The sequence below is a fragment of the Streptomyces sp. NPDC102490 genome, from assembly GCF_044765285.1.
Classification (GTDB): domain Bacteria; phylum Actinomycetota; class Actinomycetes; order Streptomycetales; family Streptomycetaceae; genus Streptomyces.
Genome location: NZ_JBIWJU010000001.1, coordinates 574,934 through 600,555 on the forward strand (window position 1 = coordinate 574,934; position 25,622 = coordinate 600,555).

Annotated in this window: 29 protein-coding genes; 12 read left to right on the forward strand and 17 right to left on the reverse strand. The window is 73.0% G+C overall.

The window, feature by feature from the left end; all coding sequences use genetic code 11:
• Window positions 1–28: 28 nt before the first annotated feature.
• The 8 genes from ACIRGB_RS02625 to ACIRGB_RS02660 all read right to left on the reverse strand — a co-directional run bounded on the left by ACIRGB_RS02625 (window position 29) and on the right by ACIRGB_RS02660 (window position 7,426).
• The gene (locus tag ACIRGB_RS02625; protein ID WP_403857928.1) at window positions 29–1,201 is read right to left on the reverse strand and encodes a hypothetical protein; all 1,173 of its coding nucleotides are present in this window, start codon (window positions 1,199–1,201) and stop codon (window positions 29–31) included.
• On the reverse strand, window positions 1,201–1,863 hold the full coding sequence (locus ACIRGB_RS02630; RefSeq protein WP_403857930.1) for an RNA polymerase sigma factor: 663 nt from the start codon (window positions 1,861–1,863) through the stop codon (window positions 1,201–1,203). The genes ACIRGB_RS02625 and ACIRGB_RS02630 overlap by 1 nt, the downstream gene beginning before the upstream one ends.
• A gap of 376 nt (window positions 1,864–2,239) precedes the next feature.
• A complete protein-coding gene (locus tag ACIRGB_RS02635; protein ID WP_403857932.1) occupies window positions 2,240–3,115 on the reverse strand; it encodes a hypothetical protein in 876 nt (291 codons plus the stop codon).
• 50 nt (window positions 3,116–3,165) lie between these two features.
• Window positions 3,166–3,783, reverse strand: coding sequence for an RNA polymerase sigma factor (locus tag ACIRGB_RS02640; protein ID WP_403857934.1), 618 nt, complete (start codon window positions 3,781–3,783; stop codon window positions 3,166–3,168).
• A 96-nt stretch (window positions 3,784–3,879) separates the two neighbouring features.
• Window positions 3,880–4,308 carry a hypothetical protein gene (locus tag ACIRGB_RS02645; RefSeq protein ID WP_403857936.1) on the reverse strand — a complete coding sequence of 143 codons (429 nt, stop codon included), beginning with the start codon at window positions 4,306–4,308 and terminating at the stop codon, window positions 3,880–3,882.
• Between the two features lie 155 nt (window positions 4,309–4,463).
• A complete protein-coding gene (locus tag ACIRGB_RS02650) occupies window positions 4,464–5,021 on the reverse strand; it encodes a hypothetical protein (RefSeq protein ID WP_403857938.1) in 558 nt (185 codons plus the stop codon).
• 87 nt (window positions 5,022–5,108) lie between these two features.
• Window positions 5,109–5,666, reverse strand: coding sequence for a hypothetical protein (locus ACIRGB_RS02655; protein ID WP_403857939.1), 558 nt, complete (start codon window positions 5,664–5,666; stop codon window positions 5,109–5,111).
• A gap of 131 nt (window positions 5,667–5,797) precedes the next feature.
• Window positions 5,798–7,426 carry a glycoside hydrolase family 20 protein gene (locus ACIRGB_RS02660; protein WP_403857941.1) on the reverse strand — a complete coding sequence of 543 codons (1,629 nt, stop codon included), beginning with the start codon at window positions 7,424–7,426 and terminating at the stop codon, window positions 5,798–5,800.
• Between the two features lie 230 nt (window positions 7,427–7,656).
• Here ACIRGB_RS02660 and ACIRGB_RS02665 point away from each other — a divergent pair, with 230 nt between their 5' ends.
• From ACIRGB_RS02665 to ACIRGB_RS02705, 9 genes are all read left to right on the forward strand, one after another.
• Window positions 7,657–8,151, forward strand: coding sequence for a 2-oxo-4-hydroxy-4-carboxy-5-ureidoimidazoline decarboxylase (locus tag ACIRGB_RS02665; RefSeq protein ID WP_403857943.1), 495 nt, complete (start codon window positions 7,657–7,659; stop codon window positions 8,149–8,151).
• A 259-nt stretch (window positions 8,152–8,410) separates the two neighbouring features.
• Window positions 8,411–8,791 carry a succinate dehydrogenase, cytochrome b556 subunit gene (gene sdhC / locus ACIRGB_RS02670; protein ID WP_003974113.1) on the forward strand — a complete coding sequence of 127 codons (381 nt, stop codon included), beginning with the start codon at window positions 8,411–8,413 and terminating at the stop codon, window positions 8,789–8,791.
• 5 nt (window positions 8,792–8,796) lie between these two features.
• Complete coding sequence (locus ACIRGB_RS02675; RefSeq protein ID WP_030145603.1) at window positions 8,797–9,279, forward strand: succinate dehydrogenase hydrophobic membrane anchor subunit; 483 nt, start codon at window positions 8,797–8,799, stop codon at window positions 9,277–9,279.
• A 19-nt stretch (window positions 9,280–9,298) separates the two neighbouring features.
• Complete coding sequence (gene sdhA, locus ACIRGB_RS02680; protein ID WP_403857946.1) at window positions 9,299–11,053, forward strand: succinate dehydrogenase flavoprotein subunit; 1,755 nt, start codon at window positions 9,299–9,301, stop codon at window positions 11,051–11,053.
• Window positions 11,053–11,826, forward strand: a complete 774-nt coding sequence (locus ACIRGB_RS02685) for a succinate dehydrogenase iron-sulfur subunit (RefSeq protein WP_123625875.1) — start codon at window positions 11,053–11,055, stop codon at window positions 11,824–11,826. Before sdhA ends, ACIRGB_RS02685 begins: the two co-directional genes overlap by 1 nt.
• A 176-nt stretch (window positions 11,827–12,002) precedes the next feature.
• A complete protein-coding gene (locus tag ACIRGB_RS02690) occupies window positions 12,003–12,413 on the forward strand; it encodes a VOC family protein (protein WP_104634946.1) in 411 nt (136 codons plus the stop codon).
• A gap of 85 nt (window positions 12,414–12,498) precedes the next feature.
• Window positions 12,499–12,906, forward strand: coding sequence for a hypothetical protein (locus ACIRGB_RS02695; RefSeq protein WP_403857949.1), 408 nt, complete (start codon window positions 12,499–12,501; stop codon window positions 12,904–12,906).
• Between the two features lie 4 nt (window positions 12,907–12,910).
• Complete coding sequence (locus ACIRGB_RS02700; protein ID WP_403857951.1) at window positions 12,911–13,399, forward strand: thiol-disulfide oxidoreductase DCC family protein; 489 nt, start codon at window positions 12,911–12,913, stop codon at window positions 13,397–13,399.
• Between the two features lie 11 nt (window positions 13,400–13,410).
• A complete protein-coding gene (locus ACIRGB_RS02705) occupies window positions 13,411–14,169 on the forward strand; it encodes a TetR/AcrR family transcriptional regulator (RefSeq protein ID WP_403857953.1) in 759 nt (252 codons plus the stop codon).
• 3 nt (window positions 14,170–14,172) lie between these two features.
• Here the strand turns inward: ACIRGB_RS02705 and ACIRGB_RS02710 are convergent, their stop codons facing one another.
• Both ACIRGB_RS02710 and ACIRGB_RS02715 read right to left on the reverse strand, forming a co-directional pair.
• The gene (locus ACIRGB_RS02710; protein ID WP_403857955.1) at window positions 14,173–15,483 is read right to left on the reverse strand and encodes a metallophosphoesterase; all 1,311 of its coding nucleotides are present in this window, start codon (window positions 15,481–15,483) and stop codon (window positions 14,173–14,175) included.
• 54 nt (window positions 15,484–15,537) lie between these two features.
• Entirely contained in the window at window positions 15,538–15,777 is a 240-nt protein-coding gene (locus ACIRGB_RS02715) for an SCO4848 family membrane protein (protein ID WP_403857957.1), read from the reverse strand.
• A gap of 172 nt (window positions 15,778–15,949) precedes the next feature.
• Between ACIRGB_RS02715 and ACIRGB_RS02720 the strand changes: the two genes are divergently transcribed.
• Complete coding sequence (locus ACIRGB_RS02720) at window positions 15,950–17,224, forward strand: D-alanyl-D-alanine carboxypeptidase family protein (protein WP_403857959.1); 1,275 nt, start codon at window positions 15,950–15,952, stop codon at window positions 17,222–17,224.
• Here ACIRGB_RS02720 and ACIRGB_RS02725 read toward each other — a convergent pair.
• The 4 genes from ACIRGB_RS02725 to ACIRGB_RS02740 are packed head-to-tail and all read right to left on the reverse strand — an operon-like array spanning window position 17,172 to window position 20,002.
• Window positions 17,172–18,095, reverse strand: coding sequence for a YihY/virulence factor BrkB family protein (locus ACIRGB_RS02725; RefSeq protein WP_403857961.1), 924 nt, complete (start codon window positions 18,093–18,095; stop codon window positions 17,172–17,174). The genes ACIRGB_RS02720 and ACIRGB_RS02725 overlap by 53 nt on opposite strands.
• Complete coding sequence (locus ACIRGB_RS02730) at window positions 18,083–18,553, reverse strand: GtrA family protein (protein WP_403857963.1); 471 nt, start codon at window positions 18,551–18,553, stop codon at window positions 18,083–18,085. The genes ACIRGB_RS02725 and ACIRGB_RS02730 overlap by 13 nt, the downstream gene beginning before the upstream one ends.
• Window positions 18,547–19,500 carry a decaprenyl-phosphate phosphoribosyltransferase gene (locus tag ACIRGB_RS02735; RefSeq protein WP_403857965.1) on the reverse strand — a complete coding sequence of 318 codons (954 nt, stop codon included), beginning with the start codon at window positions 19,498–19,500 and terminating at the stop codon, window positions 18,547–18,549. Before ACIRGB_RS02735 ends, ACIRGB_RS02730 begins: the two co-directional genes overlap by 7 nt.
• Entirely contained in the window at window positions 19,493–20,002 is a 510-nt protein-coding gene (locus ACIRGB_RS02740; RefSeq protein ID WP_403857967.1) for a phosphatase PAP2 family protein, read from the reverse strand. Before ACIRGB_RS02740 ends, ACIRGB_RS02735 begins: the two co-directional genes overlap by 8 nt.
• 133 nt (window positions 20,003–20,135) lie before the next feature.
• On the opposite strand from ACIRGB_RS02740, the gene ACIRGB_RS02745 reads away from it, so the two are divergent.
• A complete protein-coding gene (locus tag ACIRGB_RS02745; protein ID WP_403857969.1) occupies window positions 20,136–21,509 on the forward strand; it encodes an FAD-binding protein in 1,374 nt (457 codons plus the stop codon).
• 36 nt (window positions 21,510–21,545) lie between these two features.
• Window positions 21,546–22,301 (forward strand): decaprenylphospho-beta-D-erythro-pentofuranosid-2-ulose 2-reductase, encoded by a 756-nt coding sequence (locus ACIRGB_RS02750; protein WP_403857971.1) that lies wholly within the window; start codon window positions 21,546–21,548, stop codon window positions 22,299–22,301.
• A gap of 7 nt (window positions 22,302–22,308) precedes the next feature.
• On the opposite strand, the gene ACIRGB_RS02755 is transcribed toward ACIRGB_RS02750, so the two are convergent.
• The 3 genes from ACIRGB_RS02755 to ACIRGB_RS02765 form a co-directional block, all read right to left on the reverse strand.
• Window positions 22,309–22,887 carry a 2'-5' RNA ligase family protein gene (locus tag ACIRGB_RS02755; RefSeq protein ID WP_059302455.1) on the reverse strand — a complete coding sequence of 193 codons (579 nt, stop codon included), beginning with the start codon at window positions 22,885–22,887 and terminating at the stop codon, window positions 22,309–22,311.
• A gap of 189 nt (window positions 22,888–23,076) precedes the next feature.
• Window positions 23,077–24,099 (reverse strand): tryptophan--tRNA ligase, encoded by a 1,023-nt coding sequence (gene trpS / locus ACIRGB_RS02760; protein WP_403858195.1) that lies wholly within the window; start codon window positions 24,097–24,099, stop codon window positions 23,077–23,079.
• A 44-nt stretch (window positions 24,100–24,143) separates the two neighbouring features.
• Window positions 24,144–25,589 (reverse strand): glycine hydroxymethyltransferase, encoded by a 1,446-nt coding sequence (locus ACIRGB_RS02765; protein WP_403857973.1) that lies wholly within the window; start codon window positions 25,587–25,589, stop codon window positions 24,144–24,146.
• Window positions 25,590–25,622: the final 33 nt, after the last annotated feature.

Below are 25,622 nucleotides of genomic sequence, written 5' to 3' on the forward strand. Positions count from 1 at the left end.
GAATCCCCGCCGTGCGCGAAAGCGCAGGTCAGGCGGTATTCGCGGGGGCCGGGGCGTGGGGCGCGTGGGCCGAGGGGGCGTGCGGGCCGTGGGACCGGTGGGGGCGGGCGGGGCGGTGGGGATCGCGGACGGGCGGGGCTATGTCGGCGTCGGCTTCGTCCCCGTCGCCGTTGCCGCCGTCGTCTCCGTCGTCGCCCTGGCCTCCGTGGTCGCTCTTCTTGCCGCCGTTGCCCTTGCCGCCGTTGCCGTTCTTGTCACCCTTGTCGCTCTTGGTGCTGTTGGCGCCCTTGCCGTTGTTGCCACCCTGGCCGTTCTTGTCGCCCTGGCCGTTGCCGCCGCCGGTGTCCTTGCGCGGCTCAGCCTCGCGGGTCGGCTCTGCCGGGTCGCCGCCCCGGCCGCCTCCGTCCCGGCCGCCGCCATCCGTTCCGGCGAGGAGGCTGCCGCAGTACGTCACGACCCGCGACGCTCCCCCGGCCGCCTCCTTCAGCGCGCGCCGGTGGGCGGCGTCGGGTTCCTTGCCGGCGCGCACCTTGCGGCAGGACGCGGTGAGGTCCGACCGCCGTCCGTCGCCGCCGTCCGTGTCCCGGCCGTCGGCGTCGCGGTCCCCGGCCTCGTCGTCGTCCCGCGCGCCGGCACCGTCGGACGCGCCCGGGGTGGCGCCGGTCGCCGCCCCGCCCTGCACCCCCTCCAGCGGCGAGGGCGGTGCGGTCGGACGGCTGGACGAAACCGCGGCCGAGACGGTGGCGGCGGGTTCCGGTTCGGTGCCGTCGAACGGCGTCGGCAGCACTCCGGTTCCGGCCGCCGCCGCCACGCCGCCGATCATGCCGACGGTCAGCGCGGCGGCCAGCCCGAGGCGCAGGGGGCGGCTCCGGCGCGGACGCCGGGCGCCCTCGCCACGCGCGCCGATGCGGACGAGACCGGCGTCGGAGGTCCGGGGAGCAGCACCGTGCCCGAGGGCGGCCGACGCCTGGGCCGACGCTTCGGCCCGTTCGGCGCGCACCTTGCGGAACGCGGCCAACGCGGCGGCCTCGCCGGGGAGTTCCTCGCCGGTCGGCGGTGGTGGGGCGGAGAGCGCGCCCAGGGCCACGACGAGCCGTTCGGCCCGGTCGCGGGACGCGCCGTCGACACCCTCCAGTGGCTCTCCGCGCAGCAGGCGCTCCGCCGTTTCGCGGTCCAGCCACTTGTCCTGCTCGTCGGCCATCACATGTCCTTCTGCGTCCGCGCGCGCGTATGCGTCACACTCGCGGACGTCACCGCACGACCGCGCGGTTCTCGCTGCGGCGGCAGGGCGTCGAGCCCGCCGCCCGATTCCGGATCGCCGCCGATCAGTTCGGCCAGGCGCTTCAGGCCGCGGTGCGCCGCCGTGCGGACGGCGCCGGGCCGCTTGCCCAGGGTCTCGGCGGCGCTCTTGGCGTCGAGGCCCATCACCACGCGCAGGACGACCGCTTCGGCCTGGTCCTGGGGCAGCCGGGCGATGAGGGAGAGGGCGCTGCCGGTGGCCAGCGCCTCCATGGCCTCGCCCGCGGTGTCGGACTCCGCGGGCTTGCCCGTCAGCTCCGTCTCGTCGCCGCCGATCGCCGGCCGGCGGCCGCGCATGCGGATGTGGTCCAGGGCGCGGTTGCGGGCGATGCGGGCGGCCCAGCCGCGGAAGCGGTCGGCGTCCCCGGCGAACCGTTCCAGATCGCGGGCTATCTGGAGCCAGGTCTCGGAGGCCACGTCCTCGGCGTCGTGATCGCCGACGAGGGTGCGGACGTACCCCAGCAGCCGCGGGTGCACGTCGCGGTACACGGTCCGGAACGCGGTCTCGTCCCCGTTCTGCGCCGCACGCACCGCGGCGGTCAGCTCCGCGTCGTCCCCCAGCACCGAGAAGCCTTTCTGCGCAGCCCTTCCGCGCCTCAACCGGCGCCGCTCTCGCGGACGTGGTCCTCGCCGTCGTGGACTCTCAACTGATGGCCGCGGTGGTCCCCCGCGACCCTGTCGCGGGAGCGAGCCTCCCGCTGCATCGGCGCGAATGGCACGTTACGTCGTGAAACCGCCACTCGTCCATGTCCCTCTCGCCTTGCCGTACAAGATGCAACTAACCCGTGACGCGGTGAGGTGTGACAGAAAACGCAGTCGCGGCGCTGAAGGGAGTACGGGCCGCCGCGCGGCCCGTGCCGCGCGACGGCCGGGGCCTCTCCTGTGGGGGGTGGCGGCCCCGGCCGTTGCCTTGGCCACCCCGGGGCGTCCCGTCCCGGCGCTACCGGTCCCGGCCGGGGACCTGCCCCTCGGCATTACCGCCGCCGCCGTCGCTGCCGGTGCCGCCGTTCTCCTGGTTGCCGTTTCCTCCGGCCCCGTTTCCCTCACCGTTGCCGGGAGCGGCGCTGTTTCCCTCGGTGCCGTTTCCGTCGGTGCCGTTCCCGTCGGCCCCGTTGGCTCCGTCGGTGTTCCCGTCGGCGCCGTTACCGCCCTCGGCGTTCCCGTCGGGGTTCGACGGTCCCCGTCCGGTCCCGGTGGCGGGTCCGTCGGCGCAGTAGTCCTCGACGTGCTCCGCGCCGCCCGCCGCCGCGACCAGTCGCCGCCAGGCCGGGGCGTCCAGGGCACCGCCGCGGCCCTTCAGCCGTGCGTAGGCGCGGCAGGAAGCCTCGGTGTCCCCGGCGGCGGCCGTGCGGTCCGGCGGCGCGGAGGCACCGGGGGGCGTGGTGGCGGGGCCGGAAGGAGTGGCGGCCGGGGTGGCGACCGGCTGGACCGAGGCGCTGTCGGCGGGGGTGGGCGGCCGGTCGCGGTGCGGGCCGCCGTCGTCCGCGGCGGAGCCGCCCCCGCCCATGGCCGCCGCGTAGGCGACTCCGCCCAGGGCGAGGCTCGCCAGCAGGACGGAGAGGGCGGTCTTCAGTGTGCGGCCCGGGTGCCGCCCGTCGCACGGCCGCCAGTCGTCCCGCCGCCGGGTGCGCGCCGCCCGGCCCGGTTCCGCCTCCCGTGCCGCCAGGAACGCGGCCACCGCCCGCCGTTCGCCCTCGGCGTCGGACCGCTCCCCGCGCAGCGCCGCGGCGAGCAGCGCCTCGGTGTCCGGGGCGCCGCCCGGGGCGGGCCGGGGACCGGCGTCGCGGCCGTCGCCCTCCCCGTGCCGTGCCCGCATGCCCGTCTCCGCTCCCGCTCGGTCCGCGGGGCCGCCGTCCCCGGCGCCCCTCATGTCGACTCCCCCAGCGTCCTGGGACCGTCATCCGTCACACCGTCGGTCCCCAGCTGCCGCGCCAGCCGCTTCAGTCCCCGGTACGTCGCGGTACGCACCGCGCCCGGCCGCTTGCCGAGCACGCGCGCGGCGGACGGCCCGTCGAGGCCGACGACGACCCGCAGCAGGACCGCCTCGGCCTGGTCGCGCGGCAGCGCCGAGACCAGGGCGAGCGCGGCCCGGGTGGAGAGGACCTCCAGTACCTGGTCGTGCGTGGTGTGCGGCCCGGGCAGCTCCAGGAGGTCCTGCTCCAGTGCCGTGGGCCGGGGCCGTACCTTCTGGCGGCGCAGGTGGTCCAGGGCCCGGTGCCGGGCGATCGTCGCCGTCCAGCCCCGGAAGCCGGCCCCGTCGCCCTTGAAACGCCGCAGGTCACGGGCTATCTCCAGCCAGGCGTCCGCCGCGACGTCCTCGGCGTCCTCCCCGACCAGTGCGCGCACGTAGCCCAGCAGTCCCGGCTGCACGAGCCGGTAGGCGACCGCGAAGGCGGCCTCGTCACCTTCCTGGGCCCGCGCGACGGCCGCGCCCAGTTCCCCGTCGTACGCCTGTACGCGGCGGGGTTCCCCTCGCTGGCCCAAGAACCGTCCTCGTCCGTACCGAGTCCTGCGCGCGCTCGGGTGAGCCCGCCCCCAAGGTCATCAGCGTCCGGGCGCACGGAAGTGTCACAGGGAAGATCAGGGGGCGGCCGTCGCGTCCCGGCACAGCAGGCGGAGCGATCCGTCCCCGGCGAAGCAGCGGCGGGCCTCGTCGATCGGGTCCCACAGGCGGCCGTCCGGGGTGCGGACCCAGTGGTCGCCACCGGTCGTCCACCACTCGCCGCCGGACGCGCGCACGATCACCTCCCCGGCGTACGCGCCGAGTCCGCGCAGCGCCGTCTCCACGGCGGCGTACGGCGCCTCCTCGCGCCGGATGCCGTCGATCACCCGGTCCACGCGCCACAGACTCTGCGCCGAGTAGTCCAGGCGCAGCCGCGCGCCCTCGCGCATCGTGGCCACCGCGTCCGCCGCCCACCGCACCGGCCTGGCGGCGGCCGACGGCCGGGTCTGCTGCGGGCTCGTCGTCCCGCTCCATCCGCTCGTCCATCCGCTGGTCACAGTCGTCATATGGGCTACAGCGCCGTGGGGCGGGGCCGCGTCACACGTGGGAGCCGGTCGTTCCGCAACCGGCGCAGGACCGCCGCACCTCCCCCACGTCCACCGCACCGCCGCCGCGCGTTCCCCGCACGACGGTCACAGGAGGCCTGCGGACGGTCCCGGGTTCAGCCCCGCCCCCTGGCCCGGCGGGAGACCACCGCGCGCAGCACCCGGCGCCCCTCCGTGCAGACCTCCAGGGCCGGACGCAGCCCGGCCGCGCCGTGCCCGGCGAGCAGTTCCAGGACGCCGGTCTGGCGGCGCAGTTCGGCGGCGACGAGCGGGGGCAGTCCCGCCGCGCCGCCGTCGCGCGGGACGTCGGCCTCCGGGGCCGCGTCCGCCGCCGGGTCGAGCAGCCGGTGGATGCGGAGCGAGGCGACGGAGCAGGCGTCGGCCCAGGTCCGCAGCGCCGGTCCGGAGCACTCGGCCGGCGCGGCCGCGAGCATGCGGCGGGCCAGGACCACGGCCTCGTCCTCGCCGGGGGCGTCGGGACCCGCGAGCTCGTCCCGCACCCGGGTCAGCCCCCGCGCCCAGTCGCGTCCGGGCTCGTCGGCGAGGGTCGCCCACAGGGGTCTGAGGGCCTCGTCGTCGCCGTCCAGCAGCGGAAGGCAGCGATCCAAACAAGCCAGTCCGCTCGCGGCGAGTCCGCGCGTGTCGGCCCGCGTGATCAGTTCCACCAGGCTCATCGGGTCCCTCCCCGTTCCTGCCGTTTCGCCCCGTCCACCAGCACGGAGCCCGCACTGACCCTTACTGCGTGCGACGGCTCGGGAGTGTCACAGCGGTACGACGCCCAGCCGGTCGAGGAACCGGAAGAAGAGGGTTTCGGCCACCGGTCCGTCGGCGGGCCCCGCAGCGCGGTCCGCGCCGGGCCCCGCGTCCGCGTCCGCCGCCGGGTCGTCCGCCAGCACCTCCGCCAGGTCGTCCGCGCTCGCGGTGTGCCCCGCCTCGGCGGCCCAGGCGACGGCGCGCTCGGCGGCGTCCCGGGGGTCCAGGAAGTAGTCCTCCAGGGTGAGCCCGTCCCGCTCGGCGCCCAGGTATCCGGCCATGGCGGTCCGCGCCAGGCAGGTCGTCCACACCCCGCTCCCGGGCGCCGCCGCCTCCACGACCACGCAGTCGCTGTCCATCACGTACCCGAACAGCGCGGGTGCGCCGGTCTGCCCGGCCAGGTCGCTCATGGTGCCGACGTCCCCGTCGCCGCCCGCGAACTGCCACACCTGCCAGCCGTCCGGTGCGGACCGGCACAGGGTCATGTCCGCGGCGCCGGGCAGCGCCTCCAGCTCCGCGAGCGGCCGCTCGGCGCGGCCGACGACGAAGTACCCCCAGTAGCCCATGTCCCGGTTCCCCCCGGCGTGTCGGTTCGGCTCGGTCAAAAGACGACCACAGCTGTACGGGAGTGCGCAGCAGGACCCGGCAATCGGCGCGCCACGGCCGGGGCGGGTCCGGACGGCGGGTCCCGGGGGCGTCAGTCGAGCCGGTCCGCCAGCGACTTGAAGTCCGCCCAGGACAGCTCGGGCTTGCCGGGGTCCCACAGTTTCTGGACCGTCGCGGCCAGCGGCAGCCGGATGCCCTCGGCGACCTGGGCCTGGGTCTGGGCGTTCGGGAAGTCGCCCCAGACGGCGAAGCTGCCGCCGAGTATCTGCCGGTCGTACTTGGCGTCGACGGCCGCGGTGCCGCGCAGGACGCGCGGGGTCCACTGCTCGTAGATGCGCTCGCCGGTCGGGTAGACGAAGGTCTGCGGCTGCCCGAGCACGTAGTAGAGGAACTCGTCGTTGTAGTTGAGGACCTGGCGGCCCGCGCTCAGGTACTCCCCCGGCGGGCGGGCGCCGATCTCCTTGCCGGTCCAGTAGGCGACCTTGATGTCCTTGAGCGGCTCGACGGAGGTGTCCTTGAAGAAGCCGTCGTTCCAGGCGCGCGGGGTGCGGTCGTGGGCCATGACCGTCTTGGCGCGGCCGTTGAGCCAGCCGGTGGTGAGGTCGGCGACGGTGCCGCCGGAGCCGTAGGCCTTGCGGGCGGCGGCGGCCAGCGTCGGGTAGGACGCCTCGGGGTCGGGCACCACGAGCGCCTGGTACTCGTCGGCACCCAGGTGGAACTGGGAGCCGGGGAAGAGGTCGGCGTACTCGTCGAGCAGATCGTCGACGATCTTCGCGGCCTCGGGCTTGGAGATGTCGATGGCGCCGCGGGTGGCCGTGCCCTGCGCGTTGCGCAGCTGGAGATCGGGATGGGCGGCGATCACGGCGCCGAGGTGGCCCGGCGAGTCGATCTCGGGGACGACGGTGATGTGGCGCGAGGCGGCGAGAGCGATGATCTCCTTCATCTCCGCCTTGCTCAGGTGCTCGTCCGAGACGATCTCGGGGTGCGAGTCGGACTCGATGCGGAACGCCTGGTCGTCGGAGAAGTGCAGGCCCAGCTCGTTGAACTTCAGGTCGCCCAGCTCGCGGATGCGGTCCTTGATCCAGTCGGCGCTGTAGTGCTTGCGGGCGATGTCGAGGGAGAAGCCCCGCTTCGGTTTGGCCGGCTCGTCCTTCACCACGCCCTCCGGCGCGGTGCCGCCGCCGTCCACCGCCTGCTTCAGGGTCCGGGTGCCGTAGTAGACGCCGGCCTCGGCGGGCCCGGTGACGGTTACCCGGCCGTCGCGCACGGTCATGGTGTACGACTCCGGGTTCGCGCCCTTGTCGGCCTTGACGTCGAGCAGCAGGTCCCCGGCGCGCTCGTCGCCCTTCTGCCCGGCGTACGTCAGGCCCAGCTCGCCGGCGATCTGCTTCCCCTCGTCGGCGAGCCCGGCGTCGGCGACCACGACCCGGTGCCCCTTCGCCGGCTGCCAGCCGGGACCGCGGGCCGCGGTGTGCTCGCGTACGGCGGGAATGGTGCGCGGCGCCTTGGACAGGGGGTAGGAGCGGCTGGGACTCGGGGCGGCCGCCTCGCCCGACCGGGTCGCCGAAGCCTGGGGACCGACGCCGTCATTGCCGCCGTCACCGTCGCCGTCGGTGGCCCAGAGGCCGACTCCCACACCGAGCGCGGCGACCACCGCGCCGGCGATCACGGCCCGCTGCCTCACCTGGTGCGCCGGTATCCGGCCTCCGTGCTGGCTCACAGCGCCAACCTACGACCGCCGTTGCCGTCATGCGTCCACCACATGTTCTGAAACTCTCCCGTTCGGGTGAAATTCGGGCATCGGACGGACACGCGTTGCCGTCACTCGATAACGTGACGCCACATCTTTCGCACAATCCCCTGCCGACCCACACGTGAAGCCCACGAGGACCCACGCTGCCTGCGCACCGTCTCCCAGACCTCCCCAGCCGAGTGGCCATACCGGTACCGGTGCAAACACGCGCCACACCGGCAACGGCCGCCCCGCTGGCGTGCTTCAACACGGCTCCCGCCGAAGAGGCCGTCCAGACCCTCCTCGCCTGCCTGCACAGCCGCGCCTGGGCCCACCGCCTCGCCGCCCACCGCCCCTACCCGGACCTCCCCGCCCTCCTGGCGGCAGCGGACGAGGCGGCCTACGACCTCACCCCGGACGACCTGGCGGAGGCTCTGGCCGCGGAAATACTGCCCGCCCTCCCCGAGGACACGTACGCGGCAGCCCACACGGCCCTGAACGCGGCCCACGCGGCCTACGAGTCCCGCTTCGGACACGTGTTCGTCATCTGCCTGTCCGACCTGCCCCCCGACGAGGCCCTGGACCACGTCCTGACCGCCATCCGGTCACGTTTGAACAACGACCTCGACGAAGAACGCCTGGTAGCGGCAGAGGAACTCCGGCACCTGGCAAAGACACGGCTGAGCAACGCCCTAAGGGGCGCGGGGCTGTGACATCAGCGGCTCCGCCGCGGGGCGCGACCAGCCCCTGACTACGCACACCCGGCATTCAAGACAAACCCACCCCCGTAGCCGCCCCGCGCTCAAACCCACTGCTCCTTTGAGTGCAAGTTTGATCACAACGGCAGGCCCCCCGTAAGCGCCGCAGGCAACCGTCGCTACCATGCTGGGGGCCGGTGGACCGTACCCGGCCGGGCCCGACCGACAAGGAAAGCCGGCGCGGCCCCAATCCCCGCTCCCGGAGGAAATTTCCGTGCCGGCTGGAACGCTGTACCGCGGCCGGGAAGGAATGTGGTCCTGGGTGGCTCATCGAGTCACCGGCGTCCTCATCTTCTTCTTCCTGTTCGTTCACGTGCTGGACACCGCTCTCGTGCGGGTGTCCCCCGAGGCCTACGACACCGTCGTGGCCACGTACAAGACGCCGATCGTCGCGCTGCTGGAGTACGGCCTCGTCGCCGCCATCCTCTTCCACGCGCTCAACGGCCTGCGTGTCATCGCCGTCGACTTCTGGGTCAAGGGCGCCCGCTACCAGAAGCAGATGCTCTGGACCGTCGTCGCCCTGTGGGTCGTGCTGATGCTCGGGGCGATCTACCCCGTCCTCGGCCACGCCGCTCGTGAACTGTTCGGGAGCTGACGCCAATGTCCACGACTGAATCCCCCGCTTCCGGGATCGGCCCCGTCGAGGGCGCCTCCCTCTACACGGTCGACAACCCGGCGCCGCTCATCGAGGCGCCCCGCGCCCGCACGAAGAAGACCCCGAAGTCCACCCGGGGCAACTTCGAGATGGCCGCCTGGCTCTTCATGCGCCTGTCCGGCGTGGTGCTGGTCGTCCTGGTCCTCGGCCACCTGCTGATCCAGCTGGTGCTCGACGGCGGTGTCTCGAAGATCGGCTTCGCCTTCGTGGCGGGCCGCTGGGCCTCGCCGTTCTGGCAGGTCTGGGACCTCCTGATGCTCTGGCTCGCGATGCTGCACGGCGCCAACGGCCTGCGCACGGTCATCAACGACTACGCGGAGCGCCCCAACACCCGGCTGTGGCTCAAGGGCCTGCTCTACACCGCCACGGTGTTCACCATCCTGCTGGGCACGCTGGTGATCTTCACCTTCGACCCGAACATCCGCTAGGCACGGGGCTGCGAAAATCATGAAGGTACACAAGTACGACACCGTCATCGTCGGCGCCGGTGGCGCCGGCATGCGCGCGGCCATCGAGTCGACCAAGCGCAGCCGCACCGCCGTGCTGACGAAGCTCTACCCGACCCGCTCCCACACGGGCGCCGCGCAGGGCGGCATGGCCGCCGCGCTGGCCAACGTGGAGGAGGACAACTGGGAGTGGCACACCTTCGACACGGTCAAGGGCGGTGACTACCTGGTCGACCAGGACGCCGCCGAGATCCTGGCGAAGGAGGCCATCGACTCGGTCCTCGACCTGGAGAAGATGGGCCTGCCGTTCAACCGGACGCCCGACGGGACGATCGACCAGCGCCGCTTCGGCGGTCACAGCCGCAACCACGGCGAGGCCCCGGTCCGCCGCTCCTGCTACGCGGCCGACCGCACCGGTCACATGATCCTCCAGACGCTGTACCAGAACTGCGTGAAGGAGGGCGTGGAGTTCTTCAACGAGTTCTACGTCCTGGACCAGCTGATCACCGAGGTCGACGGCGTCAAGAAGTCGGCCGGCGTGGTGGCCTACGAGCTGGCGACCGGCGAGATCCACGTCTTCCAGGCGAAGTCCGTGATCTACGCCTCCGGCGGCACCGGCAAGTTCTTCAAGGTGACGTCCAACGCGCACACGCTCACCGGTGACGGCCAGGCGGCCGTGTACCGGCGCGGGCTGCCGCTGGAGGACATGGAGTTCTTCCAGTTCCACCCGACCGGCATCTGGCGCATGGGCATCCTGCTGACGGAGGGCGCCCGCGGTGAGGGCGGCATCCTGCGCAACAAGGACGGCGAGCGCTTCATGGAGAAGTACGCGCCGGTCATGAAGGACCTCGCGTCCCGTGACGTCGTCTCGCGCTCCATCTACACGGAGATCCGCGAGGGCCGCGGCTGCGGTCCCGAGGGCGACCACGTCTACCTGGACCTCACCCACCTCCCGCCGGAGCAGCTGGACGCCAAGCTGCCCGACATCACGGAGTTCGCGCGGACCTACCTCGGCATCGAGCCCTACACGGACCCGATCCCGATCCAGCCGACCGCGCACTACGCCATGGGCGGCATCCCGACCAACGTCGAGGGCGAGGTGCTGGCGGACAACACGACCGTCGTGCCGGGCCTCTACGCGGCCGGCGAGGTGGCCTGCGTGTCCGTGCACGGCGCCAACCGCCTGGGCACCAACTCGCTGCTGGACATCAACGTGTTCGGCAAGCGGGCCGGCATCGCGGCGGCGGAGTACGCGCAGAAGGCGGACTTCGTCGAGCTGCCCGAGAACCCGGAGTCCCTGGTCGTCGAGCAGATCGAGCGGCTGCGCTCGTCCACCGGCACCGAGCGGGTGGCGACGATCCGCCGCGAGTTGCAGGAGTGCATGGACGCCAACGTCATGGTGTTCCGCACCGAGCAGACGATCAAGACGGCCGTCGAGAAGATCGCCGAGCTGCGCGTCCGCTACAAGAACGTGGCGATCCAGGACAAGGGCCGGCGCTTCAACACCGACCTGCTGGAGGCCGTCGAGCTGGGCAACCTGCTCGACCTGGCCGAGGTGATGGCCGTGTCCGCGCTCGCCCGCAAGGAGTCGCGCGGCGGTCACTACCGCGAGGACTTCCCCAACCGCGACGACGTCAACTTCATGCGCCACACCATGGCGTACCGCGAGGTGGGCGACGACGGCGCCGAGTCCATCCGGCTCGACTACAAGCCGGTCGTCCAGACCCGCTACCAGCCGATGGAGCGTAAGTACTGATGGCTACCCCTGTCATGGAGAAGAGCGACAAGGCCCCCGAGCCCGGCTTCGCCGACTCCCCGTACATCACGGTCACCTTCCGCGTCCGGCGGTTCAACCCGGAGGTCGCCGCCGAGGCGGCCTGGGAAGACTTCCAGCTGGAGATCGACCCGAAGGAGCGCGTCCTCGACGCGCTGCACAAGATCAAGTGGGACCTGGACGGCAGCCTGACCTTCCGCCGTTCCTGCGCGCACGGCATCTGCGGCTCGGACGCCATGCGGATCAACGGCAAGAACCGCCTCGCCTGCAAGACGCTGATCAAGGACCTCAGCCCCGAGAAGCCGATCACGGTCGAGCCCATCAAGGGCCTGACGGTCCTCAAGGACCTGGTCGTCGACATGGAGCCGTTCTTCCAGGCGTACCGGGACGTGATGCCCTTCCTGATCACGAAGGACACCAACGAGCCGACGCGTGAGCGCCTCCAGTCCGCCGAGGACCGCGAGCGCTTCGACGACACGACCAAGTGCATCCTGTGCGCCGCCTGCACGTCCTCGTGCCCGGTGTTCTGGAACGACGGCCAGTACTTCGGCCCGGCCGCGATCGTCAACGCCCACCGCTTCATCTTCGACTCGCGCGACGAGGCCGGCGAGCAGCGGCTGGAGATCCTGAACGACCGCGACGGCGTGTGGCGCTGCCGTACGACCTTCAACTGCACGGACGCCTGCCCGCGCGGCATCGAGGTCACCAAGGCCATCGCGGAGGTGAAGCGAGCGCTGATCACGCGCCGCTTCTGACGCCGTCGGTGTACGCCGCTTGACGGCTGTGAGGGCCCCGTTTCCCCTGGAAGCGGGGCCCTCTGGCATCTGCCGCGCCATCGAGGCGAGGTCCTTGCCGCCGGACGGGCGAAGAGCGCGCCCGGCGAGGGCTGACAATCGGCTGTTCCGGGCGATGAGCGTCCTAGCCTGACGCCATGTCAGATGACGAGTCGTACGAACTGCTCGGGTTCGACAACGTGCTGCTGCCCGTCGGGGACCTCGCCGAGGCCGTCGGGTTCTACGAGCGGGCCGGTTTCCCGGTCGCCTACCGGCTCGACGAGGCCGGGATCGCGCTGCTGAAGGTGGGCGTGGAGACGCCGGGACTGCTGCTGCGGGCGGAGGAGGAGTTCGGGCGGCAGCCGCCGATGTGGCCCTCCGCGCGGGTGTGGCTGGAGGTGACCGACGCCCGGGTCGCCGCCCGCGCGCTGAGGGACGCCGGGGTGCCGCCGCTGGACGAGCCGTTCCCCGTGGCCACCGGCTGGACCGTCGAGTTCGCCGACCCGTGGGGCAACGTCATCGGCCTCACGGACTACTCCAAGCGCCCGGAGCTGGGCCGCCGCCCCTGAGCGGAACCCGCGCTTGAACGTGTTCAAAAACAGGTCTACAGTCAGCCCTGTCAGCGTTTTGAACGCGTTCAAGAAGGGGTGGGGCATGGACCGCACCGTCATCGCCTACGTCATCTACCTGGCCGTCAGCATCGGTCTGACCGTCTGGGTGGCCCGCACACTCAGCCGCAACGGACGGGTCTTCCTCGCCGACGTCCTGCACGGCAACGAGAAGCTCGCGGACGCCGTCAACCACCTCCTGGTGGTCGGCTTCTACCTCGTCAACCTCGGCTTCGTCGCCCTCTACCTGAGCGACGACGAGACCATCACCGACACCCGGGGCATCTTCGAGGCGCTGTCGACCAAGGTCGGCGTGGTGCTGCTGGTGCTCGGCGTGATGCACCTGGGCAACGTGTACGTGCTCAACAAGATCCGGCGGCGCGGGCTGATGGAGCGGGAGCAGGTACCGCCGGTCCCGCCGCAGGGCTGGGTGGCCCCGGCGGCCGGGGCCTGATCCGATGGCCCCCGCTCCCGGGACGACGGCCGGCGCCCCCGTGCGCCGGCTCACCGTCCTCTACGACGCCGAATGCGCCCTGTGCACCCACGTACGGGACTGGCTGCTGCGCCAGCCCCGGCTGGTGCCGCTGGAACTGGTCCCGGCCGCGTCGGAGGAGGCGCGCAGGCGCTTCCCCGGGCTCGACCACGGGGCCACCCTCGACGAGGTCACCGCCGTGGGCGACGCCGGACAGGTCTACCGCGGCGCCGCCGCCTGGGTGGTCGTCCTGTGGGCGCTGCGCCGGTACCGCGGGCTCGCCCACCGGCTCAGTACGCCCAAGGGCGCCCTGCTGGCCCGCGGGGCCATCCTGGCCGCCGCCAAGTGGCGCGCCGGGCAGCGGCAGTGGGGCGGCACCGGGTACCGCCGCGCGGACGGCTGGGTGTACGAGCCGCGCCTGGGGTGGATCTACACCGGGCCGGGCTGTGCCGACGGCACCTGTACGACTGGATAGGCTCTGGACCCGTGCCTGCCACCAACGACGGCCCCGGCGACGGCGCCCACCTCAGCAAGTCCGAGCAGACCCGCGCGCTGATCCTGGAGACGGCCATGCGGCTGTTCCAGGAACGCGGCTACGACCGGACCACCATGCGGGCCATCGCCCAGGAGGCCGGGGTCTCCGTCGGCAACGCGTACTACTACTTCGCCGGCAAGGAACACCTGATCCAGGGGTTCTACGACCGGATCGCCGCCGAGCACCAGGCGGCGGTCCGCGAGGTGCTGGCCAGGGAGACCGACCTGGAGGCCCGGCTGGCGGGCGTGCTGAAGGTCTGGCTGGACATCGCCACGCCGTACCACGAGTTCGCCGTGCAGTTCTTCAAGAACGCCGCCGACCCGGACAGCCCGCTCAGCCCCTTCTCCCCGGAGTCGGAACACGCGCGCGTGGAGGCCATCAGCATCCACCGCGCGGTGCTCGCCGGGGCGAAGACCAAGGTGCCCGAGGAGCTGCGGGACATCCTCCCGGAGCTGATGTGGCTCTCCCAGATGGGCCTCGTCCTGTACTGGATCTTCGACCGCACCGAGGGCCGCGAGCGCAGCTACCGCCTCGCCGAGCGCGGCGCCCGGCTCACCGCGCGGGGCGTCGTGCTGGCCCGCTTCCGGGTGCTGCGCCCGCTGGTGCGCGAGGTGCACGAGCTGTTCACGGACTTCCTGCCGGGGATGACCCGGGCGATCCCCGACCCGGCCGCCCGAAGGGCCGCCCGCGAGCCCGGCGAACGGGCCTGACGGTCAGGCCTGACGGGACGCCAGCTCGATCACCGTGATGTCCGAGGGCGCCCCCACGCGCGTGGGCGGGCCCCAGGCGCCCGCGCCGCGGCTGACGTACAGCTGGGTGTCGCCGTAGCGGTCCAGGCCCGCCAGCGTCGGGTTGGCGGCGCCGGCGATGAGGTTGCCGGGCCAGAGCTGACCGCCGTGGGTGTGGCCGGAGAGCTGGAGGTCGACGCCGTGGTCGACGGCGTCGTGGATCTGCACCGGCTGGTGGGCGAGGAGCACGCAGGCGCGGGTGCGGTCCCGGTCGCCGAGGGCCTTGGCGTAGTCGGGACCCTGGCCCTCGTCCTCGCCCGCCACGTCGTTGACGCCGGCGAGGTCGAAGTGGGGCAGCTCGGTGCGGGCGTTCTCCAGCGGGAGCAGCCCGAGCCGCCGCACCTCGGCGACCCACTGCTCGGCGCCGGAGAAGTACTCGTGGTTGCCGGTGACGAAGTACGCGCCGTGCCGGGCCCGGAGCTGCGCGAGCGGGGCGGCGGCCGGGCCGAGGTCCTTCACGCTGCCGTCGACCAGGTCGCCGACGACGGCGATCAGGTCGGGCTGCGTGGCGTTGATCGTGTCGACGACCCGCTGCGCGAAGCCCCGGCCGAGGACCGGGCCGAGGTGGATGTCGCTGACCACGGCGATGCGGAACCCGTGCGCCGCGCGCGGCAGCTTGGCCAGCGGTACGGTGACCCGCTTCACCTTCGGGCCGCTCAGCACGCCGTACGTGCCGTACCCGACCGTCCCGACGGCCGCCGCGGCGGCGGCACCGGCGACGACGCGGGAGACGAACAGGCGGCGGGAGGGCAGGGCGAGGGGGCTGGTGCTCGCGCTCCCGGGGGCGGGGACCGGCGTCTGGGGCGCGTCAGGCGTGCCGGGCGCCTGCGGCGGGGCCGTCCCGGCCGGTATGCGCGAGGTGTCCGCGGCCGGGGCGACCGACGGCTCGGCCTCCTCCGGGTGCCGGGCGGCCGCCCGGCGCTCCAGGAACCTCCGCAGCAGCGGCCGGACGACCTCGCCCGCGAGCACCGCGAGCAGCAGGTAGATCGACAGGGCCAGCCACAGGAAGCCCGGCCAGGCGAGGACCCGCTGGAGCCAGAACGGGGCGCCCGCGCGCTCGGCGACCAGCGCCCCGACCGCCAGCACCCAGCCCCCGGCGATCACCGCCGCGCCGATCCGGCGCACGGGGCCCGCAGCGCGCGTCGTGTCGCGGAACAGGCGCCGCCACAGGTACCAGTTGGCCGTCACCAGGACGCCCACCATCACCAGCGCGACCAGCACGAAGACGACCGCCATGCCGTCGTATCCCCTCGGTTGGGACGCCCAGGGCGTCCGTGACGTCCTCGTCGGCTATGACGTTCGGCGCAGTGCGCGCACCCCGCGCAACCCGATGACCCCGACGACCGTCCCCAATACGAAGGACACGATCGCGAGCAGCAGGTGCACCCAGAAGTACGCCGTGGGCTCGCCGTCGTCGAAGGCGAGCCCGCTGCCGTCCTTGACCAGGTTTTTGACGAAAGTGATCCAGATGATCCAGCTCCACACCCCGAAAGCGAGCAGGAACCAGGAGACGGGGCGGCTGAGCTTCACGAAAACGGACCTTTCCTCACAACACCGTCCACCCGAGACCGGCCGGGGGTCCGGGGGTTGTCCCCCGGAAGAGCACGGCATGGTTTCAGTATCGCCGCACGCTGTCCGGAACCGTGCGCGGGGTGGGGAGGGGAGTGGGACCGGCCCGGTCGCGGGGGGTACGTTTCCGCTCGTGTCCGCTCCCCAGAAGGCCCTCAGGCGATCCCTGACGGTCACCTCCGCCGCCCTGACCGCTCTCGCCCTCCTCTCCCCCGCCGCGCTCGCCGCCCCGAGCCCGTCGGGGAGTCCGTCGGCCACTCCCCCGGCGTCGATGTCGGCGGTGGGCGGCGCGCGGCTCGGGAAGCCCGGGACGCAGGTGGACCTGGCGGGCGGGGCGCCCGTGCTGCCGAAGGACCTCACCGCCCGTTCGTGGATCGTCGCGGACGCCGAGTCGGGCGACGTGCTGGCCGCGCACAACGCGCACTGGCGGCTGGCCCCGGCGAGCACCCTGAAGATGCTGTTCGCGGACACGCTGCTGCCGAAGTGGCCCAAGACGACGAAGCACAAGGTCGAGGTCTCCGATCTCGCGGGCATCGGCGCCGGGTCCAGCATGGTCGGCATCAAGGAGAAGGAGACCTACACCGTCCACGACCTGTGGCTCGGGGTCTTCCTGCGGTCCGGCAACGACGCGGTGCACGTGCTGTCGGCGATGAACGACGGCGTCGACAAGACCGTCGCGGACATGAACGCGCACGCCGACGAACTCCAGGCCCTCGACACCACCGTGGTCAGCCCCGACGGCTACGACATGCCGGGGCAGGTTTCCTCCGCGTACGACCTGACGCTGTTCGCCCGTTCGGGGCTCCAGAAGAAGGACTTCCGCGAGTACGCCTCGACGGTCAGCGCGAAGTTCCCCGGTGAGACCACGAAGAACAAGAAGGGCAAGACCTCCCGCGGGACCTTCGAGATCCAGAACACCAACCGGCTGCTGTCGGGCGACGCGGACATGGAGGTCTACCCGGGCATCGCGGGGGTGAAGAACGGCAACACCACCAACGCGGGCGCCACCTTCACGGGCGTCGCCGAGCGCGGCGGCCGGGTGCTGCTCGTCACCGTGATGAACCCGGCGAAGGACGAGCACAACGAGGTCTACAAGGAGACCGCCCGCCTGTTCGACTGGGGCTTCAAGGCGGCCGGGAAGGTGCGGCCGGTGGGCGAGCTGGTGGGCCCGCGCAGCGCCGCCGCGGCGAGCCCCTCGGCCGGGGCGTCCGGTGAGGCCGGCGGCACCGGGAAGGGCGGCGCGGGCACCGGGCCGGTGGCGGGCCTGGGGGCCGGGCACGGCGCCGGCGGGGTCGGGATCGCGGCCGGTGTCGCCGCGGGGGTGCTGGTGCTGCTCGCGGGCGGCGCCTACCTGGTCAACCGGAAGTGGCCGCTGCCCGACCTCGTCCGTCGCCGGACCCGTCCGTGACGCCCTCGTCGCCCAGCTCCTGCGCCTTGCTGCCCGTCGCCGTCCAGGCGGCGCAGAACAGCACCAGTTTCGCGGTGAAGTTGATCCACAGCAGCAGGGCGACGGGGACGCCGAAGGCGCCGTACATGCTCTTCGCCGCGACGCCCTGGATGTAGCCGCTGAGCAGCAGCTTCAGCAGTTCGAAGCCGACCGCGCCGATCAGCGCGGCCACCACCAGGCGGCGGCGCTCGGGCTGGACGCCGGGCAGCAGGGTCAGCACGTACAGCAGCAGCAGGAAGTCGGCGAGCACGGCGACGGCGAAGGCGGCGACGTACAGCAGGACGCCGCCGACCCCGCCCTCGGCGAGGCCGGCCGTGCGGATGATCCAGCCGACCAGCGCCGAGGCGACGGTGGAGATGCCGACGGTGATCAGCAGCGCCCCGCCGAGGCCGACCAGGACGCCCGCGTCCTTGGCCCGGTGCAGGACCGGGTTCTCCTCCTCGTCGGGCAGCTCCCACACGGCGCGCAGGCAGTCCCGGGTGGCCTCGATCCAGCCCATGCCGGTGAACAGCAGCAGGAGCGCGGAGATCACCCCGACGGTGCCGGCGTTGTCGACGAGGTCCTGGATGTTCAGCTGGTCGGAGATGCCGGGGATCTGCTCGGCGAGCTTGTCCTGGAGCTTGTCCTGCTGCTCCTTGCTGAGCGTGGCGGCGGCGACGGCGGCGGCCAGGCTCAGCAGCGGGAAGAGCGCCACGAAGCTGGTGAAGGTCATGGCGGCGGCCAGCCGGGACCACTTCACCCGGTCGAGCCGCTCGTAGGAGCGCCACGCGTGCGTGGTCATCAGGCGTGCGATCCACGGTCCCACGCCGGGGAGCTTCTTCAGCCAGTCCATGATCCGACCCTGCCCCCGCTCGTCCCGTTCCATGATCCCGTCCGGCCGCCGGGTGCGGCTCCGGACCGGAAGACCAGTGTTCTTGTGCCCCAGAAGCGCAGGATCGTGCCCAGGATCATGCCGACCCCGGCGCCGGAGACCGTGTCGGCGCGTTGCGAGGTGAGGCCGAGCCCGTAGTGGCTGACGGCCAGACAGAGCAGTTGTACGGCGGCGCCGGCGGCGTTCACTGCGAAGAACACGGCGCAGGCACGCAGGCCGCGGGTGCGGGTGTGCCGGTAGGTGCCCAGGGCGTTGCCCGCGTAGGCGACCGAGCAGGCGGCGACGAAGGAGAGGGTCTTGGCGGTGAGCGGACCGAGGCCGGCGGGGCCGCGCAGGCAGGTGAAGAGGCCGAGGTCGACGGCGTAGGCGAGCAGGCCGACACCGGCGAAGCCGAGCAGTTCGCGCCGGCCGGCTACCAATTGGCCACCGCCAGGCCGTACATCGCGAGCCAGACCACGCCGATCAGGGCGAGGGGGCGGTCGCGCAGGACGACGTCCTCGGGTTCGCCCGCGGTGCCGCGGTCGGCGAAGACGGCGTAGCGCAGCACGGCGAGGACGAAGGCGACCATGGAGAGCTGGCGCCAGGGCAGCACGCTGGTGTGCGGGACGCCGCCCTCCTCCATGGCCCACAGGCAGTAGCCGAGGACGGCGACACCGGCGGCGAGCTGCCAGACGAAGCGGAGGTAGCCGGTGGTGTACTCGGTGAGCAGCGCGCGTGTGGCGCCCTCCTTGTCCGCCATCTGCACGGCTTCGGAGTAGCGCTTGGCGGCGACCATGAACAGGGCGCCGAAGCCGGTCGTGATGAGGAACCAGCGCGACAGGGGGATGCCGAGCGCGAGTCCGCCGATCATCGCGCGCATCAGGAAGCCGGTGGTGACGACGGCGAGGTCGACGACCAGGACGTGCTTGAGGCTGACGCAGTACGCCAGTTGCATGGCGAGGTAGGCGGTCAGCAGGGCCGCGACGGCCGGGGGGCACAGCCGGGCGGCGAGGACGGGCGCGAGGACGCCCAGGACGCCTCCGACGGCGTAGGCGAGCGGTACCGGGACCTGTCCGGCGGCGACCGGGCGGTGCCGCTTGACGGGGTGGGCGCGGTCGGCCTCGGCGTCCCGGGCGTCGTTGACCAGGTAGACGGCGGCGGCGCAGGCGGTGAACAGGACGAAGACCAGGGCGAGCCGGCCCAGCGCGGGCGCGGAGAACAGCTCGCCGGCGGCGGCCGGGGCGGCGACGACCAGGACGTTCTTGACCCACTGGCGGGGGCGCGCGGTGCGCAGCAGCCCGGCGGGTACGTGTCTCGCCCGGCGCGGCGGGGCGGGCTCGGGCGGCTGTTCGGGGGCGCGTTGGCGCAGGACGGCCGTGTCAGTCACGGGTGCCTCCGCGCATCCAGCCGGTGCCGAGCCGGGCGGTGAGCGCGCCCAGGGCGGCGCCCGCCGCGACGTCGGAGGGGTAGTGGACGCCGACGACCAGCCGGGAGGCGCACACGGCGGCGGCGAGCGGCCAGGCGGCCCGCACCCCGAGCGCCCCGAAGACGACGGCGGCCGCGGCGGCCGAGGTGGCGTGCGAGCTGGGGAAGGAGTGCCGGCCGGCGGTGCGCACCAGGGGGACGACGTGCGCGGGGCGGGGGCGGCGCACGACCCGCTTCACCCCCATGCTGACGACGTGGGCACCCGCGGTGAGCGCGGTGCCGCGCAGCCAGGCCGTGCGCCGGGGCGTGTCCACGGCGGCCGCGGTGAGGCCCGCCGCGAGCCACAGCGCCCCGTGCTCCCCCGCCCAGGACAGGGCGCGCGCGGCGCCGGCCACGCGCGGGTCGGCTCCGCAGGCCCGGAGCGCGCTGACGATCCGGTGGTCCATGTCGTCGAGGTCGTCCATGTGCACTCACTGTCCACGCCCGCGGCACGCGAAGGCGGGCACGTCGGAGCGACATACCATTAATCACCCGTTTCAGGGACGGCTTGAATGTTTTGGAACTAATCATTCACATAGGGGCGATACGGTCACCGCCATGTCTGCCGACACCGTTCCCGACACCGACTGGGACACCGTCACCGGCTGGGGCCGCACGGCGCCCACCGGGGCGCTCGTCGTCCGCCCGCGGACGTACGAGGAGGCGGCCGCGGCCGTCCGGGACTGCGGGGTCCGCGGCGCCGTCGCGCGGGGCCTGGGGCGGGCGTACGGGGACGCGGCGCAGAACGCGGGGGGTGCCGTGCTCGACATGACGGCCCTGGACCGCGTGCACGCCGTCGACGTGGCCGGCGGCACCGTGCTGTGCGACGCGGGGGTCTCCCTGCACCGGCTGATGGACGTGCTGCTGCCGCTGGGCTGGTTCGTGCCGGTGACGCCCGGCACCCGCTACGTGACGGTCGGCGGGGCGATCGGCGCGGACATCCACGGCAAGAACCACCACGTGTCGGGGTCCTTCACCCGGCACGTGCTCTCCCTGGAGCTGCTCACCGCCGACGGCCGGGTGCGCACCGTCACCCCGGGCACGCCCCTGTTCGAGGCGACCGCGGGCGGCATGGGGCTGACCGGGGTGATCCTCACCGCGACGCTGCGTCTCCTGCCGGTCGAGACGGCGCTGATGTCGGTGGACACCGAGCGGGCCGGCGACCTGGACGACCTGATGGCCCGGCTGACCGCCACCGACCACCGCTACCGCTACTCGGTCGCCTGGATCGACCTGCTCGCGCGCGGCCGGGCGACCGGCCGCGCGGTGCTCACCCGCGGCGACCACGCCCCGCTGGACGCGCTGCCCGCCCGCTCCCGCGCGCGGCGCGCGCCGCTGGCCTTCCGCACCTCCCGGCTGCCGGCCGCCCCCGACCTGGTGCCGGACGGGCTGCTCGGCCGCACCACGGTGGGCCTGTTCAACGAGGTCTGGTACCGCAAGGCCCCCCGGTGCAGCCGGGGCCGCCTCCAGCGGATCTCCACCTTCTTCCACCCGCTGGACGGCGTCCCGCACTGGAACCGGGTGTACGGCCGCGGGGGCTTCGTGCAGTACCAGTTCGTCGTCGGGCACGGCCGGGAGGAGGCCCTGCGCCGGATCGTGCGGCGCATCTCCACCCGCCGCTGCCCGTCCTTCCTGGCCGTCCTCAAACGCTTCGGCGAGGCCGACCCGGGCTGGCTCTCCTTCCCCGTCCCGGGCTGGACCCTCGCCCTGGACATCCCGGCGGGCCTGCCGGGGCTCGGCGCGTTCCTGGACGAGCTGGACGAGGAGGTCGCGGACGCGGGCGGCCGGGTCTACCTCGCCAAGGACTCCCGGCTGCGCCCGGAACTGCTCGCCGCGATGTACCCCCGCCTGGACGACTTCCGCGCCCTGCGCGCGGAGCTGGACCCGCGCGGGGTGTTCGTGTCCGACCTGGCCCGCCGCCTCGCCCTGTGACGCCCCTGCCCCCCACCGACCTGTCTGGAGCCAGTCGTGAAGGACGCCTTCGGCCTTCCCCAGTCCCTCCTCGTCCTCGGCGGTACGTCCGAGATCGCGCTCGCCACCGTGCGCCGTCTGGTGGCCCGCCGCACCCGCACGGTGTGGCTGGCCGGACGCCCCTCGCCCGCCCTGGACACGGCCGCCGAGCAGTTGCGCGGCCTCGGCGCCGAGGTGCGCACGGTCGCCTTCGACGCGCTGGACCCCGAGTCCCACGAGGCGGCGCTCGGCAAGGTGTTCGCCGAGGGCGACATCGACCTGGTGCTGCTGGCCTTCGGCATCCTGGGCGACCAGGCGCACGACGAGCGCGAGCCGCTGAACGCCGTACGGGTCGCGCAGACCAACTACACCGGCGCGGTCTCGGCCGGGCTGGTCGCCGCCCGTTCGCTCCAGGCGCAGGGGCACGGCTCGCTGGTGGTGCTCTCCTCCGTCGCCGGTGAGCGGGCCCGCCGCGCCAACTTCATCTACGGCTCCAGCAAGGCGGGGCTCGACGCCTTCGCGCAGGGTCTGGGCGACGCGCTGCACGGCACGGGCGTGCACGTCATGGTCGTACGCCCCGGGTTCGTGCGGTCGCGGATGACCGAGGGCCTGGAGGAGGCGCCGCTGGCCACGACGCCCGAGGCGGTCGCCGCGGCGATCGAGCTGGGGCTGCGGCGGCGCTCGGAGACGGTGTGGGTGCCGGGCGCGCTGCGGGTGGTGATGTCGGCGCTGCGGCACCTGCCGCGGACCGTGTTCCGGCGGCTGCCGGTGTGAGGCGCGGCTACCGGGTGGGCAGGGAGCCGGTCTCCACGCGACCGGCCTGCGGGGGCACGGTGGCGCTGCCGAAGGGGAACTCGCGCAGCTTGCGCCAGACCGCGTCGGCGCCCTGCTCGTACAGCGCGAAGCCGGTGCAGGGCCACTGGGCCTCGTAGTCGGACAGCTCCTCGTAGGCGCGGTCCATCGCCGCCTCCTCGATGCCGTGCGCCACGGTGACGTGCGGGTGGTACGGGAACTGCAGTTCGCGGGGGACCGGGCCGGACGCGTCGCGCACCCGCTTCTGGAGCCAGGAGCAGGCCGCCGCGCCCTCGACCACCTGGACGTAGACGACCGGCGAGAGCGGGCGGAAGGTCCCGGTGCCGGACAGCCGCATCGGGAAGGGCCGGCCGCGCGAGGCCACCTCCGCCAGGTGCGCCTCGATCGCGGGCAGCGCGGCGCCGTCGACCTCGGTCGGCGGCAGCAGGGTGACGTGCGTGGGGATGCCGTGAGCGGCGGCGTCGCCGAAGCCCGCGCGCAGCTGCTGGAGCTTGCTGCCGTGAGGCTCCGGGACCGCGATCGACACGCCGATCGTTACGGTCCCCACTTCGTCTCCTGTCGTTACGTGTCGCTCGTTGTGTGTCGCGGTGTCGGACACCCGGATATCGACTGTACGGCCACCGCCGTGCCGTGGGCAGGCGCAACCGGAGTGATGTGCAGCGCTACGGCGGCGGGCCGGGGCGCGCGGACGGTGCCGGGGTACCGCGGGCGGCGGTACCCCGGGCGGCGGCACGGGTCAGTGCTTGGCGGGGAGGAAGCCCACCCGGTCGTACGCCCGGGCGAGGGTCTCGGCGGCGACGCTCCTGGCCTTCTCCGCGCCCTTGGCGAGGATCGCGTCGAGCGTCTCCGGGTCGTCCAGGTACTGCTGGGTCCGCTCGCGGAAGGGGGTGACGAACTCCACGACGACGTCGGCGAGGTCCGTCTTCAGCGCGCCGTAGCCCTTGCCCTCGTACTTCCGCTCCAGCTCGGCGATCTCGGCGCCGGTGAGGGTGGAGTAGATCGTCAGCAGGTTGCTGACGCCGGGCTTGTGCTCGCGGTCGAAGCGGATCACGGTGTCGGTGTCCGTGACCGCGCTCTTCACCTTCTTCGCGGTGGCCTTCGGCTCGTCCAGGAGGTTGATCAGGCCCTTCGGGGTGGCCGCCGACTTGCTCATCTTGGCGGTCGGGTCCTGGAGGTCGTAGATCTTCGCCGTCTCCTTGAGGATGTACGCGGAGGGAACGGTGAAGGCGTCGCCGAAGCGGCCGTTGAAGCGCTCGGCCAGGTCGCGGGTGAGTTCGATGTGCTGGCGCTGGTCCTCGCCGACGGGGACCTCGTCGGCCTGGTAGAGCAGGATGTCGGCGACCTGGAGGACCGGGTAGGTGAACAGGCCGACGGAGGCGCGGTCGGCACCCTGCTTGGCGGACTTGTCCTTGAACTGGGTCATGCGGCTCGCCTCGCCGAAGCCGGTGAGGCAGTTCATGACCCAGGCGAGCTGGGCGTGCTCGGGGACGTGGCTCTGGACGAAGAGCGTGCAGCGGTCCGGGTCGAGTCCGGCGGCCAGCAGCTGGGCGACGGCGAGCCGGGTGTTGGCGCGCAGCTCCCTCGGGTCCTGCGGGACCGTGATCGCGTGCAGGTCGACGACCATGTAGAACGCGTCGTGGGACTCCTGGAGGGCCACCCACTGGCGGACGGCGCCCAGGTAGTTGCCGAGGTGGAACGAGCCTGCGGTGGGCTGGATCCCGGAGAGCACACGAGGTCGGTCATTCGCCATGCTCACCATTCTCTCAGGTCCCACCGGCGGCTCGTTCCCCCGGGCGGCGACCGTCAGCCCAGGTCGATCTCCGGGTACAGCGGGAAGCCGGCCACCAGGTCGGTCGCGCGGTGGGAGATCTCGTCGGCGACCTTCGCGTCGAGGACGTGGGCGGCCTTGGAGGGGGCGCCGGACTTGGTGGTGCCGGGCTCCGTCGTGGTCAGGACGCGGTCGATCAGGCCCGCGACCTCGTCCATCTCGGCGGTGCCGAGACCGCGCGTGGTCAGCGCCGGGGTGCCGATGCGGATGCCGGAGGTGTACCAGGCGCCGTTCGGGTCGGCGGGGATGGCGTTGCGGTTGGTGACGATGCCGGAGTCGAGGAGCGCGGCCTCGGCCTGACGGCCGGTGAGGCCGTAGGAGGACGCCACGTCGATCAGGTTGAGGTGGTTGTCCGTGCCACCGGTGACCAGGGTGGCGCCGCGCCTGGTCAGGCCCTCGGCGAGCGCGCGGGCGTTGTCGACGATGCGCCGGGCGTAGTCCTGGAACGCGGGCTGCCGGGCCTCGGCGAGGGCGACGGCCTTGGCGGCCATGACGTGCGGGAGCGGGCCGCCGAGGACCATCGGGCAGCCGCGGTCGACCTGGTCCTTGAGCGAGTCGTCGCACAGGACCATGCCGCCGCGCGGGCCGCGCAGCGACTTGTGCGTGGTCGTCGTCACGATCTGGGCGTGCGGGACCGGGTCGAAGTCGCCGGTGAGCACCTTGCCCGCGACGAGGCCCGCGAAGTGCGCCATGTCGACCATGAGGGTCGCGCCGACCTCGTCGGCGATCTCGCGCATGATCCGGAAGTTCACCAGCCGGGGGTACGCGGAGTAGCCCGCGACGATGATCAGCGGCTTGAACTCGCGGGCGGAGGCGCGCAGGGCCTCGTAGTCGATCAGGCCGGTGGCCGGGTCGGTGCCGTAGGAGCGCTGGTCGAACATCTTGCCGCTGATGTTGGGGCGGAAGCCGTGGGTGAGGTGGCCGCCGGCGTCCAGGGACATGCCGAGCATCCGCTGGTTGCCGAAGGCCTGGCGCAGCTCGGCCCAGTCGGCGTCGGTCAGGTCGTTGACCTGGCGGGCGCCGGCCTTCTCCAGGAAGGGCACCTCGACCCGGGCGCCGAGGACGGCCCAGAAGGCGACCAGGTTGGCGTCGATGCCGGAGTGCGGCTGGACGTAGGCGTGGCGGGCGCCGAACAGCTCGCGGGCGTGCTCGGCGGCCAGGGCCTCGACGGTGTCGACGTTGCGGCAGCCGGCGTAGAAGCGGCGGCCGACGGTGCCCTCGGCGTACTTGTCGCTGAACCAGTTGCCCATCGCCAGGAGCGTGGCCGGGGAGGCGTAGTTCTCCGAGGCGATCAGCTTGAGCATCTCGCGCTGGTCGGCGACCTCCTGGCCGATGGCGTCCGCCACGCGGGGCTCGACGGCTCGGATGACGTCGAGCGCGGCTCGGTAGGCGGTGGACTCGGGAGAGATCTCTGCGGGCACGGGGTCCTCCGGACGTCGGTTTCAGCGTTCACG